This is a genomic window from [Flexibacter] sp. ATCC 35208 (assembly GCF_001975825.1).
Classification (GTDB): Bacteria; Bacteroidota; Bacteroidia; order Chitinophagales; family Chitinophagaceae; genus Chitinophaga.
On sequence record NZ_MTKN01000001.1, the window covers coordinates 345232 to 360046 of the forward strand.

Sequence of the window (14815 nt, forward strand, 5' to 3'; positions counted from 1 at the left end):
CTTTTTAAAATCAATATCAATTCTTATGGTAGATGTTTTGCTGGGCCTGCAGTGGGGCGACGAAGGCAAGGGAAAGATTGTGGATTATTTTGCAGGCAATTATGATATCATTGCCCGCTTTCAGGGTGGTCCAAACGCTGGTCACACTTTATATATCGACGGTCAGAAAGTAGTATTGCACACGATCCCCTCCGGCGTGTTTCACAAAAACATCATCAACCTGATTGGAAACGGGGTCGTATTAGACCCTGTCACTTTCAAGAAGGAATGTGATAAGATCACTGCATTAGGCGTAGATCTGAAGGCAAACCTGTTTATAGCAGAGAGAACGCACGTGATTGTGCCCACTCACAGAGCACTGGACAAGGCTTCAGAAATATCGAAAGGTGCGGATAAAATCGGTTCTACCCTGAAAGGGATCGGTCCTGCCTATATGGATAAAACAGGCCGTAACGGTTTGAGAGTAGGAGATGTAATGCGTGCTGACTTCCAGGAGCGCTATGCGAAACTGAAGGCAAAGCATGAGCACCTGCTGGCGGGTTATGATTTCGCTGCTGAAGTAAAGGCTGAAATTGCGAACGATATTGCTGAGTGGGAAGCTGAATTCTTCCAGGCTGTTGAATTCCTGAGAGGAATGAACATAGTAAATGGTGAGTATTTCCTGAATGACTACCTGAAAGCTGGTAAAAAAGTATTGGCAGAAGGTGCACAAGGAAGTATGCTGGATGTGGATTTTGGAACGTATCCTTTCGTAACTTCATCTAACACTATCAGCGCCGGTGTATGTAGCGGTTTAGGTATCGCTCCGTCATGGGTAAAAGAAGTGATCGGTGTAACAAAAGCATATTGTACCCGTGTAGGTAGTGGTCCATTCCCTACAGAACTGCACGATGCCGTAGGCGAAAAACTGCGTAAAGAAGGTAATGAATTTGGCGCAACTACCGGCCGTCCACGTCGTTGTGGCTGGATTGACCTGGTAGCACTAAACTATACCTGTATGCTGAGTGGCGTAACCCAACTGGTAATGACCAAGAGTGACGTACTCGATGTATTTGAAGAAGTGTACGCTTGTACCGCATATGAAATAGATGGAAAGCAGACGAAAGCGATGCCTTTCCAGATCAATGATCTGGATGTAACGCCAATCTGGGAAAAATATAAAGGTTGGAGCGATGAGACTGCGGCGAAGAGCAATACCTTCAGTGAATTACCAGCCGAGATGAAGACCTTTGTAAAAGCTGTTGAAACTTACCTGGGCGTTCCTGTGAAATATGTGTCCAACGGGCCTGGAAGAGACCAAATACTGCCACAGTAAAATACCAATAATTTACAAAAAAAAACGGCAAAAAAAATTTGGCTAATCAAAAAAACTGTTAAAACTTTACGCTAAAGTAATACGCTAAAGACTTAAGTGAACCTATTATGAAATCAAAATCTGATAACGAAAAAGAGACCAAAAAGACGAGTTCTCCAAAGACTACTAAAGCAACGCCTAAAGCTGCTAGTAAGCCCAAGAAGGAAGAGGAGGACGAAGATGATGAGGATGAGGAGGAAACTCCCCGTAAGTCTGCTGCTTCTAAAAAATCAGATAAGCCGGCCTCAAAATCAAAACGTAAATCTGACGATGACGATGATGACGACCTGGAAGAGGATGATGATGATTTGGGCGACGACGATGATGATGATAATTGGGGAAAAGCCGAAGATGAGGATTACGATCCTGACTTCGAAGAGTTTGACATGCCTAAAGCTAAGAGCAAACGTGGCCGTCCTGGAAAGAAAAGTGTAGATGACGATGACGATCTCGGCATCGACGATGAATTCAAAGACATGGGTCTGTTTAACGACAGAGGTGGCTTTGACGATGACGACGACGATTTTTAAGCACTAAAAATCAGCATTATCAGGATATTTCACCATTTCCCGGTTAATGATCAAACGTTATTTAAACAACAGATGTTGAATTGGGGCAACCAGTGCAACATCTGTTGTTTTTTAGACAACAATCATTATTCGTCTGCTTACCACCGGTACGAAGCTATATTGGCTGCTGGCGCTATCTCTACTCTCACCTGCAATGCCGGCACTGCCTTTTCACAACTGCAGCAATTTTACGACACGCAATCCGACTGGCTCTTTGGCCACCTGGGATATGACCTCAAGAACGAAGTATTTCATGGAATGACTTCCGGAAATGCCGACGGCTTACAATTGCCCGACCTGTTCTTTTTCAGGCCGGAAACTGTCTTATTGCTGAAAGGAAAGGAAGTCAGTATTGGAGGATGGAACATGGATCAGGAGGCAGCAGCAACGATATTTGACGCCGTGCAGCACACTGAAGTGCACACGGTGACCAAGGCTGTGTCTAATACTGAGATTACGGCACACATGGATCGTGAACAGTATATAAATTCAGTACGTGCCCTGCAGGAACATATCCATAGAGGAGATTGTTATGAAGTGAATTTTTGCAGAGAGAATTTTATCCGCGATACAGATGCTGCACCCATTGAACTGTTCAAACGACTGAACCAACTTTCTCCCGCCCCATTTTCGGCTTATTATCACTTTGACGATCAATACCTGGTTTGCTCAAGTCCGGAGCGTTTTCTCCAGAAAAAAGGCCCTTTACTCATCTCTCAGCCTATCAAAGGCACCATTAAAAGAGATGGCGATGTGCTAAAAGATAAAGAGCGCAGACTGGAATTACTGCATAACAGCAAGGAACGGGCAGAAAATGTAATGGTGGTAGACCTGGTGCGGAATGACCTCTCGCATACTGCGCTGCAAGGTACTGTGCAGGTAGCAGAACTCTTTGGTATTTACTCATTTGCGCAGGTACACCACATGATATCGACGGTTACGGCTATGCCTGACCCGAACCTGCCACTCACGGAACCCATCAGACAGGCGTTCCCCATGGGCTCTATGACAGGAGCACCTAAAAAACGTGTACTGGAACTGATTGAGGAATATGAACAATCAAAGAGAGGATTGTACTCCGGTGCAGTGGGATATATTACCCCGGATGGGGATTTTGATTTCAATGTAGTGATCAGGAGTATCCTGTACAATGCAGGAAACAGATACCTGTCCTTTCAGACAGGATCTGCCATAACTTATTATGCCAGTGCGGAACAGGAATGGGAAGAATGCCTGCTCAAAGCTGCTGCCATGAAAAAGATTATTACCGCTTAAAGAAATTTTCCAATGCACTCCTGATATCAGGATAAGAGAAGACGAACCCTGTTCTCATGATCTTAGCTGCCGATACGCTCACACTTTTCAATACTTCCATACTCATTTCACCTAAAGCCAGTTTCAGGGCGAATGCAGGTACGTATACAGGGATAAAGCTTTTACCCCTGGACACTTGTGCCAGCGTCATTACGAGGTCTTTGTGCCTCACCGGATTAGGCGCCACAGCGTTATAGATACCTTGCAAATCGGGGTTCACAATACCGCTCAGGTATAACCTGACCAGGTCATGAATGTGAATCCAGGGTACCATTTGCTCTCCATTGCCGAGGATGGTGGCAAAACCTGCTTTGAGAGGTTTATAGAATTCCTTGAGTGCACCGCCTTCGGGGCTGAGTGCGATACCCGTGCGGAAGATGAGTACTTTTTTTTGCAGGGATTGCATTTTCAGTACGGCATTTTCCCAGGCTACGCAGGTAGTGCTCAGGTAATCGTCGATAGGAGGATCATTTTCGGTAAAGGGTTCACCACCTGTATACGGGCCATAGTAGCCGGTAGCAGAGGCACTGATCACTTTCTTTACCTTGTTTGGGGTGCGGGAGAGGGCATTGAAAAGTAGCTCTGCACTCTGGGTACGGCTGTCAAGGATCTCTTTTTTGCGGGCTGCAGTCCACCGTTTATCAGCTACGTTAGCACCTGCCAGGTGAACGATGTAATCTGCCTGGGAAAGGGCAGTTTCATCAATAGTCTGACGTTGTACGTCCCAATGTGCATAGGTAACCAACCCGTTTTCTGCGGGGAGCGCTGTTTTTCTGCTCAGGATAATGACTTTATATCCAACTTCTGTAAGCAATCTGGTGAGTGCCCGGCCTACGAGGCCCGTTCCACCTGTAATTAAGACCGTGTCCATAGTTAATTTCAAAAATACAGTTTATTTATATCAATTAAGGTGCCGGGTGCCGTTAATCACGGTTTTGGCGTTGGTAATCCGTAATTCCTTATTTTAGTGTAACCGGTATGCAGGGGATACAATGAATTCCAGTCGTTTACCGTTAAATCTATATCCTAAAACTGCAATTTTTTAAATAAATCAGCATGCGCATATTATATCTCTATGCTTTACTGTTTTTGTGGAGTGGGGCGGTAATGGCTCAAAAGATCACTTATACGGAACCAGAAAAGGATGATTACAAAAGCACCGAATTCGAAATTATCGGGCGTGTTTCAGGCAATATTCTGGTCTATAAGAGTGACAGGGGCGATTACGTAGTGTCTGTGTACGACAATGCTATGCAACTCAAAGACAGGGTAAAGCTGGACTTTCTTCCTAAAAAACTGATCAGTGTCGACTTTATCAATTATGCCGACAAAGTTTATATGTTATACCAGTTCCAGCGTAAAGACGCTGTGTACAGCTTCTGTGCTACTATGAACGGGGATGGGAAGTTTAACGACGCCCCGGTAATGGTCGATTCTACCCGCATTGGCTACTATGCCAAGGACAATAACAAGGTATATTCTGTAGAATATTCTGAAGACAAAAGCAAAATCCTGGTCTACAAAATCAACCAGGACAAAGAAAGCGACAACGTATTTTACACCTTCCTGTACGATAGTGCGTTCCATTTTATGAACAACAGCAGGTTGTCGCTGCCCATGGAGTCAAAGAGAAGTTTCCTCAGCAACTTCACCCTGACCAATGAAGGCGACCTCCTTTTCAATAAACTGGAACGGACGAATAACAGGGATTATATTGTAAGTGGTCATCTCGTTATCAAACGTGCAGCAGTGGATAGTTTTGAAACCGTGCCCATGGAACTGAAAACGACCCTGCTGGATGAAGTGAAGATGAAGATTGATAACAACACGCACAAAGCACTGGTCACTTCTTTTTATTACAGGCAGAAACGGGGCAATGTGGAAGGTTTGTATGTAAGTAAGTACGACTACGCTGCCAAGACCCTGTTGTATGAAAAAGAAGTGGTGTTTGCACCGGAAATGAAAAGCAGGGCGAAGGGAGAATCTTCTACCAACGCTGCTTTCAATGATTACTTCATCAGAAAGATCATCAACACCAAAAATGGTGGATTCATTCTGACCGCAGAATCTTTCTATACAACCTCCCGGAACAACCAGCCATGGAACAGATGGAATTACATGTATGGTCCTTATGGTATGTATACGCCTTACTATTATTCTCCATATTCTCCATGGTATTACAACCCATGGTATAATAACTATAATATGGGGAACAGGTACCACTATGACAACATCGCTGTGATGTCAGTGGATGATGAGGGCAACCTGCTGTGGAGCAATATTATCGACAAGAGTCAGTTCGACGACGGGTCAGATTTAAACCTGTCTTACCTGATGGTGAATATCGGTAGTGAATTGCGCTTCCTGTACAATGAACTGAACAGAAGAGATTTTATGGTGACTGATAAAGGCGTTGAGCCGGATGGCACTACCTCAACCAAACCAACCCTGAGAAATCTGGATAAAGGATTTACCTGGATGCCAAGGTATGGTAAGCAGATTAGTGGAAGGACGGTGTTGGTACCTTGTGTGTATAGAAGTTACATTTGTTTTGCTAAAGTAGATTTCTGATATTTTGTAATTATAGTACAAAGAATCCCCTTCTGTTTATTGACGGAAGGGGTTTTTTATTGAGAAATTTTGTCAAATACCTAAAAAAATACCTAAATAGCTATGAATTATTGATTTTTTTTTGTTTGTTTATAGTATCAACTACTTCTTTCAGCCAAAATTGTCGATATTATTAAAAAAACAAATACATACAGTGAAGCTGATAGTATTGCCCTATTAATAAAGGACGATCAGGATGCGTACGAAGTTATATACAATGAATATTGGCCCCGGTTATTTGCCTATGTGTACAACAGGTTGAAATCTAGGGAAGTGACCGAAGAGATTATTCAGGAAGTATTTTTTTCTCTCTGGAACCGCCGCGCAGAATTGACGCTCACCCATTCACTCAATGCTTATTTATTTACCGCCGTCAAATACCAGCTGTTTAATTATATGAAGGCGGACAAGGTACGGAGAGCTTATGCCAGCAGTTATGCACAATTTGTGGGTGCCGACCATAGTAATGAACAATATATAGAATATACAGACCTGTTGAATGCCGTAGAAAAGGAAGTATCGCGCCTTCCTGAAAAATGCCAGCAGGTATATCGCATGAGCCGGAATGAGCACCGGTCTATACAGGATATAGCCACTACCCTAAACATTTCGCACAAGACTGTGGAAAACCACCTGACAAGGGCCTTGAAGCACCTGCGTATCGCCTTCAGGGAATATTTCTGGCTGTTATAAAAAATATTTTGATTGTCATTGGGTGTTTGCCCTCTCTCAGTTTACTTACTATATAGAAAACAGGTTTGATGAATAGTAAGGATTTCAAACATATTCTCGATCAATATACCGCCGGTCAGCCAAATGAGCAGCTGGAAGCATGGCTGGATGCAATGGAAGATAAAACGGCATTCGACAGTTTGTCGCCCGAAGAGTTGCAGGCTTCAAAAGATGCGACGTTCAGGCGATTGCAGCAACGTATTGAACACAAACGACCTGTATTTTATTTATTCAAAGTTGCTGCTGCAGTGGCTTTACTGATTGTAGCAGGGTATATTTTCAAAACGACTTTGCTTAACCTGGTAGCACCACATCGTAAAACCTATGCTACCAGTGTGGAAGGAAAGATTACAAAACAGATCTTATCTGATGGCACTATTGTGTGGTTAAAAGGAGAAAGCAAACTGGTGTTTCCTGTAAAATTTGGTGGCCCGGAAAGAGCGGTAACATTAGATGGAGAAGCCCTGTTTGAAGTAACGAAAGATGCCAATCATCCTTTCCTCATTTATTGCGGATCGCTTACTACCAAAGTATTAGGGACAAGTTTTAATATAAAGAAAACCGGGCAGCAAGTAGCCATCTCTGTGCTCACCGGTGCTGTATCTCTCAATGGTGAAAACATATTAATTGAACATGAAAACGCCGTGTATTCAGAAGCACAGGCCACTGTGACGAAAGGTCACGCCACCAGAGAAGCAGTACATGAATTGACAAAAGGAACAGAATACGACATGGCATTCAATGATGCCAGCATGGAAGATGTGATTCAACGTATAGAAAAGAAATTTGAAATAGATATACAAACCGGCGACACTGCTATCGCCAACAGTCTGTTCACAGCAGATTTGACAGACCAGTCTTTAAACACAACGATGGAGATGATTAGTCAGGCACTCAACCTGGAGGTGACAATCAAAGGGAAGACTGTAACAATGCAACCAAAAAAATAAGTCGTCATGAACTATCAACCAGGATCAGGAAGTATCACACAAAAAAACAATTGCCTATGACAGTAGCTTCACTAATACTACAACTTCAACAGTACAGGATGTAATCCCTGTTTAAAAAAATGATGCCCCTGCATGCACTACGCACTGACGTGGTCAGGGAATGCTTTGCCTTAATCAACCAGAAATCTACAAAGTAATTCGTCTATGAGTGTAAAAGCTTTTATCACCAGAGGCCTGCGGATGACGCTGCTCGTCTGTCTCTGCGGGAAGATGGTCTATGCCCAGAGTATTCTAAATAAAAAGATCTCGCTACAGGCGGATGATGTAAGTCTGCGCAATGTGCTCAGCCAGATCAAAAATAAAACTAATGTAAAATTTGTGTACAGCTCCAATCACATTGCCATGGACACGAAAGTAAGCGCCCGGGCAAAGGATGAGGAATTAGGTAGCGTACTCAATAAGGTATTGGGACAGCTGGATATTAAGTACGTAGTGAATGACGGTTTTATTATTTTAAAAGATCGCAGTGAACAAAATGTTATTCCCGCAACTCCAATAATAGCAGCGGATACCGTCATCAGGGGAAAGGTGTTGAGTGAAAACGGCGAACCTTTTCCTGGTACTACCATTGTGGAAAAAGGAACCAACAACGGTGTCACTTCCGGCGGTGATGGCTCTTTCACACTGAAAGTAAAATCAGGGGCTATACTGGTAGTGACTGCTATCGGGTATCATGTGATGGAAATACCTGTGGGAGATGCCAGTACAATTCAACTGAAAGCAGCGGTAAAACAACTGCATGATGTAGTGGTAACCGCAGCCGGGATTGCCCGTCAAAAGAACAGCCTGGGGTATTCAGTAAGTACTGTCTCTTCAGATAAGTTAGCACAGAAATCAGAACCTGATCCGGTGCGTGCCCTGCAAGGTAAAGTAGCAGGTGTGAATATTCAATCAGCAGGTGGTGTAGCGGGTGGTGGTACCAATATCACTATTCGTGGTAACTCTTCGCTGAATGGAAATAACCAGCCACTCTTTGTAGTAGATGGGGTGCCTTTTGATAACAGTACGTTTGCAAGTGTAGGTGCATCTACGGTAGGTGGTGTGGGGGTAACCAACCGCGCCTTTGACCTGGATCCGAATAATATACAAAGTATGACAGTGCTGAAAGGTGCTGCTGCTGCTGCGTTGTATGGTTCGAGAGCTGCGAATGGTGCGATCATCATTACTACAAAAGCAGGTAAGAAGAAAACGCGCAAAGGAACAGAGATCACTTATAATGCCGGCTATTCTTTTGAACAGGTAGCTGGTTTACCAGAATATCAGACTAAATATGGTCAGGGTACTAATAATGATTATCGTCAGGGGGTATATGCTTCCTGGGGACAACCTTTTGAAGGAGTGGAAAGCATGTTGCCTACCCGCTCTACTATTCCGCATCAGCTAACCAGGCAGTTTACTTCGGCCGTGTTTCCTGAGTTTTATGAAGCAGATGGTACTACACCGATACAGGTGCCTTACCGTTCTTATGCGACACAAAATGCGAAGAACTTTTTCCGTACCGGGAATGTATTTGAGAATGCAATTTCTATTTCATCAGGTACAGAAAGAGGCAACTTTACAGCTGGTTTTTCTAACACTGATAACAAAGGGGTGGTGCCTGAAAATGAAATCAAACGTACCTCTGTGAATATCGGTGGTAATATCAAACTTGAAAATAAATTCTATGCAAGTGGTTCCATTAACTATGTAACCACCCGCCAGAAGACCCCGCCAGTAGGTGGTCTTACAGGGTCTATCATGTCAACACTGATGTATGTGCCTACAAGTTATGACCTCACCCGCTATCCCTATGAAAACCCTATTGATGGTAGTAATGTGTATGATTATACAGGTGTGGATAACCCTTACTGGTCTGTAAAACACAGCCCGAATACCAGTGATGTAGACAGGTATTATGGTAACCTGATTGTTGGTTTCGATCCGTTCACCTGGCTCAACGTTCAAAATACAATCGGTTTCAATGCGTATACTGATCGTAGAATGAGCGTGAGAGGGAAAGGTTCATCTTCTTACTCCGCAGGTAGTATCACTACTGATAATATCTACAGACAGGAACTGGATAACACCTTATTATTAACAGCCACTCATTCTGTAACTTCCGATATATCTGTTCGTGCGATTTTGGGTAATAACGTGAACCAGCGTTTTACTGACAGGAAAGCATTTTATGGCGATAATATCATCGTGGCAGACCTCCATGATATTAACAATACCAGTTCCATCACAGGGGTACAACTTACGAATAACAGGAACCTGCTGAAGCAAAGGTATTATGCATTCTTCACGGATATCACCTTCGATTATAAGAACTATTTATCCCTGAATCTTGTAGGCCGTAACGATATCTCTTCTACGCTGCCTGCTAACAACCATAGTTACTTTTATGGTGGTGTGAATGGATCACTGGTGTTCACGGAAGCTTTTCAGGTACCTAAAGATGTGTTGAACTTTGGTAAGGTAAGAGCCGGTTATACCCGTGTAGGTAACGAGGCTTCGCCTTATCAAACGGCCGCTTTCTACCAGATCAATGCCATTCTTGGTGGTGCATCCACTCCTTCAAATGTAGGTTTGCCATTCACACCTGCTGGTGGTAGTACTTATAATATTGTAACACAGTCCAACCTGCTTACGAATGCGAACCTGAAGCCAGAGTTCATTACAGAACTGGAAGTGGGTACAGAGTTACAATTCTTCAATAACCGCATTGGTATTGATTTCACATTCTACAACAAGCGTAGTACTTCACAGATCTTTGAAGTAACAGCTGCGCCATCTTCTGGTTATACCACGCAGATCCTAAACCTGGGTGAGGCGACTAATAAGGGAGTGGAAATTGGATTCAATGCATCGCCGATCCAGAAGAAGAATGGTTTCAACTGGGATATCAATGCCAACTTTACCCGTAACAGGAATATGATCAAAGACCTGGGTGGTTATGAGAAGTTCAGTTATGGTGGTACGAGTGGTACAAGCAGTGTGCACATAGTAGGTAATCCATATGGTTTGATACAGGGTACAGCTTATGCACGTGATGATGAGAACAATATACTGATAGATCCTAGTACAGGTAAACCATTGGTATCTGGTGCACTGAAAGCTATTGGTAATCCGAATCCTGATTTCATCGTGGGGATTACGAACACCTTCCGCTTTAAAAACATCTCGCTGAATATTCAGTTCGACTGGAAACAGGGAGGACAGATGTACTCCAATACGGTGGGTCAGATGATGTCGCGTGGTGTGACACGTGATACAGAGAAGCGTGAATTCCAGCTAGTATCACCAGGGGTACTGGGTGATGCAAATACCCTCACCGCCCTGCGGGATGAGAATGGGAATAAGATCAAAAACAATGTGGCCATGTCTTACGAAGACCACTTCTTTAACGGTGGTATGGGGCCTGGTGGTGTGATGGAAGGTTCCATCTTTGATGCGACGGTGTTCAGATTAAGAGAAATAGGGCTTGCATATGAACTGCCTAAGAGCTTCCTGGGTAAAACACCTTTCGGCTCTGCCAGCATTTCAGTAACAGGTCGTAACCTGTGGTACAATGCGCCTAACTTCCCTAAGTACAGCAATTTCGATCCTGAGGTAAGTTCTTTGGGTGTAGGTAACTCACAGGGGTATGATAACCTCTCAGTTCCTACTACTAAAAGATTTGGTGTCAATTTAAGGTGCTCATTCTAATTGTATGATTATGCAGTCAAAAACGCTTTTATATACTTTTCTCATAGCAGGGCTTTGTTCCTGTAAGAAGTTTGTAGATATCAATACAGACCCGAATAACCCGACCACTGCACAGCGCTCCCTGTTGCTACCGTCTACCGAAGTGTCGATGGCAGCCAACATGTATGAGCTGAATAGTGGTACGGAAACGTTTATACAACATACTGTCTTCTCTTCAGATCTGGGCCGTTACCAACAGCAGGGCACCAGTTTTGATGAGCCATGGGATGGTTTTTACAGCCAGACGCTGAATGACCTGGAAGCCATCATTACTAGTGGAACAACGGAAAACGACTGGGGATATGTAGCTATTGCGAAGCTTGAAAAGGCTTATCTGGTGAGTCTGATGGTGGATATGTGGGGAGATATTCCTTACTCCGAAGCAGAGAATGGACAAACCAATGTAAGTCCTGCATTTGATAAGGGAGCCGATATTTATGAAAGCGTACTCACGCTGATACAGGATGCGATTGCCGATGCGAATAAAGTGACCACTACTACACTGGTACCTGCATCAGCAGATATGATGTACAGTGGAACAAAGACTTCCTGGCTGGCGATGGCGCACTCTCTGCAATTGAAATTGTACAATCAGATCAGATTGGTGGATGCTACCCGTTCTGCCACTGCTATCAAGGCGTTGGTGACAGATTCTACTTTGATCAATAGCAATACCCTGGATTATACATTCAAGTTCGGTCCTTTGCAGAACCCGAACAACAGGCATCCATGGCATCGTTCAGAGTATCAATCCAGCAAGACGTTTTACATGAACCAGGCGTTTATTGACCTGCTATTTAATAACGATGATCCAAGGTTGCGTTATTTTATCTTCAGACAAAATGCTACAGCTGGGTTGAATAACTCTACAAACAGCAATGGGTATTACGGGCGTAATCCTGGTGATGGTACGGCTGCACCTGCGGATCTGAATCGTCGTTCTACATTTGGGATCTATCCGGCTGGTGGTTTGTACGATGCGACTCCTATCAATAATCTTCCATCAACGAATGTGTACCTGACCAATACCGATGCAACAGGTAGTGTAAAAGTGGTGGCTTCTACAGATGGTACAGGATCAGGTATCATACCATTGATTACAAATGCCATGGTGAAATTTATCCGTGCAGAAGCTTCACTTACGCTGGGTACAGGTGATGATGCCCGTCAGAATTTTGCAGATGGTATCACGGCAAATCTGAATAGTGTGAGCACCTTCAGTTCTACAAGAGGAGGCGTAACGATGTCAACCGCAACCATCACAGGTTATGTGAACAAGCAATTAGCTGCCTATGATGCAGCGGATGATGCGGGTAAGTTATCGCTGGTGATGACACAAAAATATATAGCGACTTATGGCAATGGCATGGAGACATATAATGATTACCGCAGAACAGCATTACCTGTATTGCGCACGCCATTGTCGCCACTCAATACTTTCCCGCTGCGGCTGTATTATTCACAGACAGAGCTGAGTGCCAACACCAGTCTGGGGGATGATGTGAGCAGTCTGCAGGTGGCGCAGCAAATTACGCCGGTGTTCTGGGATAAATAAGATACTTATCAACCAAATTATTATTTATGAAGCCAATATTCATTCTTTCAATACTAATGATCTGTGTGGGTGCCTGTAAGAAAGCACACTATGAGTGGGAAGATTATCAATATACCGGGGTGCCGATTGTAACCATAGATACCACCAAATCTGCATTGGCTACCCGTCAGGCAGGGAAGGTCGTTTTCTTCAACAAGAAGGATGCTGACCTGGCAACGCAGCAGTTTTCATTTACTTTGGAATGGGCAGGGTTCAATAAGGTAACGGTCACTTCTATTGAAGTATACAACAGTTACAACAAAGCAGAGAGTAGTGTGCCCGCTTATCCTTTGGTGATCTCTTCGCCAGGTAACCAATATACCAATATAGCACAGTTTCCGCTGCCCAGTATCGTAGGTACGAATGACCATTTGTACGAAACTGTTACAGAATTCCCAAAAACTTTTAACTTCACAGCAGCGGAATTAGCAGCACTAAATAATGTTGACCTTAGTGCAGTGGCTGTCAACGATTATTTTCTTTTCAAATTCATTGTAAACCTGTCCGATGGCAGGAGGGTGGTCACCTTCTATAATAATATCTGTGATGAATCCCGTGGCGAACCGGGTGACTGTCGGGTTGGAGTAAGATTTAAAAACCAGTAAGAAATGAGAAAAATAATATTGACGGCTGCACTGTTGCATACGGTGATGAGTATGTATGCACAGGACCGCAAAGGCGTGGCAGATAAGAAATACGTAACCGAAATCAAATCGCTTGCAGAGAAACCATCGGTGAAAAAAGCCTTTCAGACGATTGTGGAGATGGAACCACAGACGATGGCTAATCACATCTTACTGACAGAAATACCTGCACCTCCCTACCAGGAGGATATGAGGGCGAAGCAATATGCCTCTATGCTGAAAGCAGCGGGTGCGGATAGTGTGTGGATAGATAATGTGGGGAATGTAATTGCACTGCGCAAAGGCAAAGATGGTAAGAAGACGGTGGTACTCGAAGGCCATATGGATACCGTATTCCCTGAAGGCACCGATACTAAAGTCAAACATAGGGGCGATACGCTGGCAGCACCGGGTATTGCTGATGATACAAGGGCATTGTCCGTTGTACTGACGGTATTGACCGCTATGGAAAAGACGGGTATTGAAACCAGTGCCAATGTGCTATTCATCGGCACTGTGGGTGAAGAAGGACAGGGTGATCTGAGAGGTGTAAAGAACCTGTTCAGCGACAAAGGTCCCGGAAAGATAGATAGTTACATCGCCATAGATGGCTGGAATAGCGAAAGCATTACACACAGAGGTTTAGGCTCGCACCGGTATCGTGTTACTTTCAAAGGTCCGGGTGGTCATTCCTCCGGTTCTTTTGGGTTGGGTAACCCACACAATGCACTGGGTCGTGCCATTGCCTACTGGTGTGTAGCTGCTGATTCACTCACACAGGCACCCGGTTTACGACTTACTTACAATGTAGGTGTGATAGGTGGTGGTACATCGGTGAACTCTATTCCATTTGAATCATGGATGGAGGTGGATATGCGATCAGAAAGTCCGGAACGTGTGGATAACTGTGATAAATTATTGCACGCAGCCGTGGCCCGCGCACTGGCAGAAGAGAATAAAATGAAGAAATCAGGTGTCGATCTCACCGTCGACATGAAACTGATCGGCGATCGTCCATCAGGTGTGGGTGATACTACACAGCTATTGATACAGCACATGATGGCCGTCGTAACTTATATGGGAGACACACCTTCACTGAGGGTAGGTTCTACGAATTCCAATATTCCTATATCCAAAGGCGTACCCGCCATTACCATTGGTTCCGGTGGTATAGGCGGCAATGCACATGCACTCCCTGAATGGTGGGTGAATGATAAAGGATATAAGGGCATCCAGCAGGCTCTATTGATCTTATTGGCGGAAGCCGGTATAGCAAAATAACA

The 14815-nt window shown here is 44.1% G+C and carries 11 protein-coding genes; 10 read left to right on the forward strand and 1 reads right to left on the reverse strand.

Going from position 1 to position 14815, the window contains the following annotated elements; genetic code table 11:
* Window positions 1-25 precede the first annotated feature (25 nt).
* The 3 genes from BW716_RS01320 to BW716_RS01330 all read left to right on the forward strand — a co-directional run bounded on the left by BW716_RS01320 (window position 26) and on the right by BW716_RS01330 (window position 3198).
* Window positions 26-1315: an adenylosuccinate synthase gene (locus tag BW716_RS01320; protein WP_083720292.1), complete on the forward strand. Its 1290-nt coding sequence runs from the start codon at window positions 26-28 to the stop codon at window positions 1313-1315.
* A gap of 107 nt (window positions 1316-1422) precedes the next feature.
* Entirely contained in the window at window positions 1423-1884 is a 462-nt protein-coding gene (locus tag BW716_RS01325; RefSeq protein WP_083720293.1) for a hypothetical protein, read from the forward strand.
* Window positions 1885-1956: 72 nt separating this feature from the next.
* The gene (locus BW716_RS01330; protein ID WP_083720294.1) at window positions 1957-3198 is read left to right on the forward strand and encodes an anthranilate synthase component I family protein; all 1242 of its coding nucleotides are present in this window, start codon (window positions 1957-1959) and stop codon (window positions 3196-3198) included.
* Here BW716_RS01330 and BW716_RS01335 read toward each other — a convergent pair.
* Complete coding sequence (locus tag BW716_RS01335; RefSeq protein ID WP_083720295.1) at window positions 3188-4108, reverse strand: TIGR01777 family oxidoreductase; 921 nt, start codon at window positions 4106-4108, stop codon at window positions 3188-3190. The two genes, BW716_RS01330 and BW716_RS01335, sit on opposite strands and share 11 nt — an antisense overlap.
* A 185-nt stretch (window positions 4109-4293) precedes the next feature.
* Between BW716_RS01335 and BW716_RS01340 the strand changes: the two genes are divergently transcribed.
* The 7 genes from BW716_RS01340 to BW716_RS01370 all read left to right on the forward strand — a co-directional run bounded on the left by BW716_RS01340 (window position 4294) and on the right by BW716_RS01370 (window position 14813).
* Window positions 4294-5808, forward strand: coding sequence for a hypothetical protein (locus BW716_RS01340; RefSeq protein WP_083720296.1), 1515 nt, complete (start codon window positions 4294-4296; stop codon window positions 5806-5808).
* Window positions 5809-6027: 219 nt separating this feature from the next.
* Window positions 6028-6540 (forward strand): RNA polymerase sigma-70 factor, encoded by a 513-nt coding sequence (locus BW716_RS01345; RefSeq protein WP_255373851.1) that lies wholly within the window; start codon window positions 6028-6030, stop codon window positions 6538-6540.
* A gap of 68 nt (window positions 6541-6608) precedes the next feature.
* Window positions 6609-7529: a FecR family protein gene (locus BW716_RS01350; protein ID WP_083720298.1), complete on the forward strand. Its 921-nt coding sequence runs from the start codon at window positions 6609-6611 to the stop codon at window positions 7527-7529.
* A 204-nt stretch (window positions 7530-7733) separates the two neighbouring features.
* Window positions 7734-11276, forward strand: coding sequence for a SusC/RagA family TonB-linked outer membrane protein (locus BW716_RS01355; RefSeq protein WP_083720299.1), 3543 nt, complete (start codon window positions 7734-7736; stop codon window positions 11274-11276).
* Between the two features lie 10 nt (window positions 11277-11286).
* Entirely contained in the window at window positions 11287-12870 is a 1584-nt protein-coding gene (locus tag BW716_RS01360) for a SusD/RagB family nutrient-binding outer membrane lipoprotein (protein ID WP_083720346.1), read from the forward strand.
* A gap of 26 nt (window positions 12871-12896) precedes the next feature.
* Window positions 12897-13514: a hypothetical protein gene (locus tag BW716_RS01365; protein ID WP_083720300.1), complete on the forward strand. Its 618-nt coding sequence runs from the start codon at window positions 12897-12899 to the stop codon at window positions 13512-13514.
* Between the two features lie 3 nt (window positions 13515-13517).
* On the forward strand, window positions 13518-14813 hold the full coding sequence (locus tag BW716_RS01370; RefSeq protein WP_083720301.1) for a M20/M25/M40 family metallo-hydrolase: 1296 nt from the start codon (window positions 13518-13520) through the stop codon (window positions 14811-14813).
* The last annotated feature ends 2 nt before the right edge of the window (window positions 14814-14815 follow it).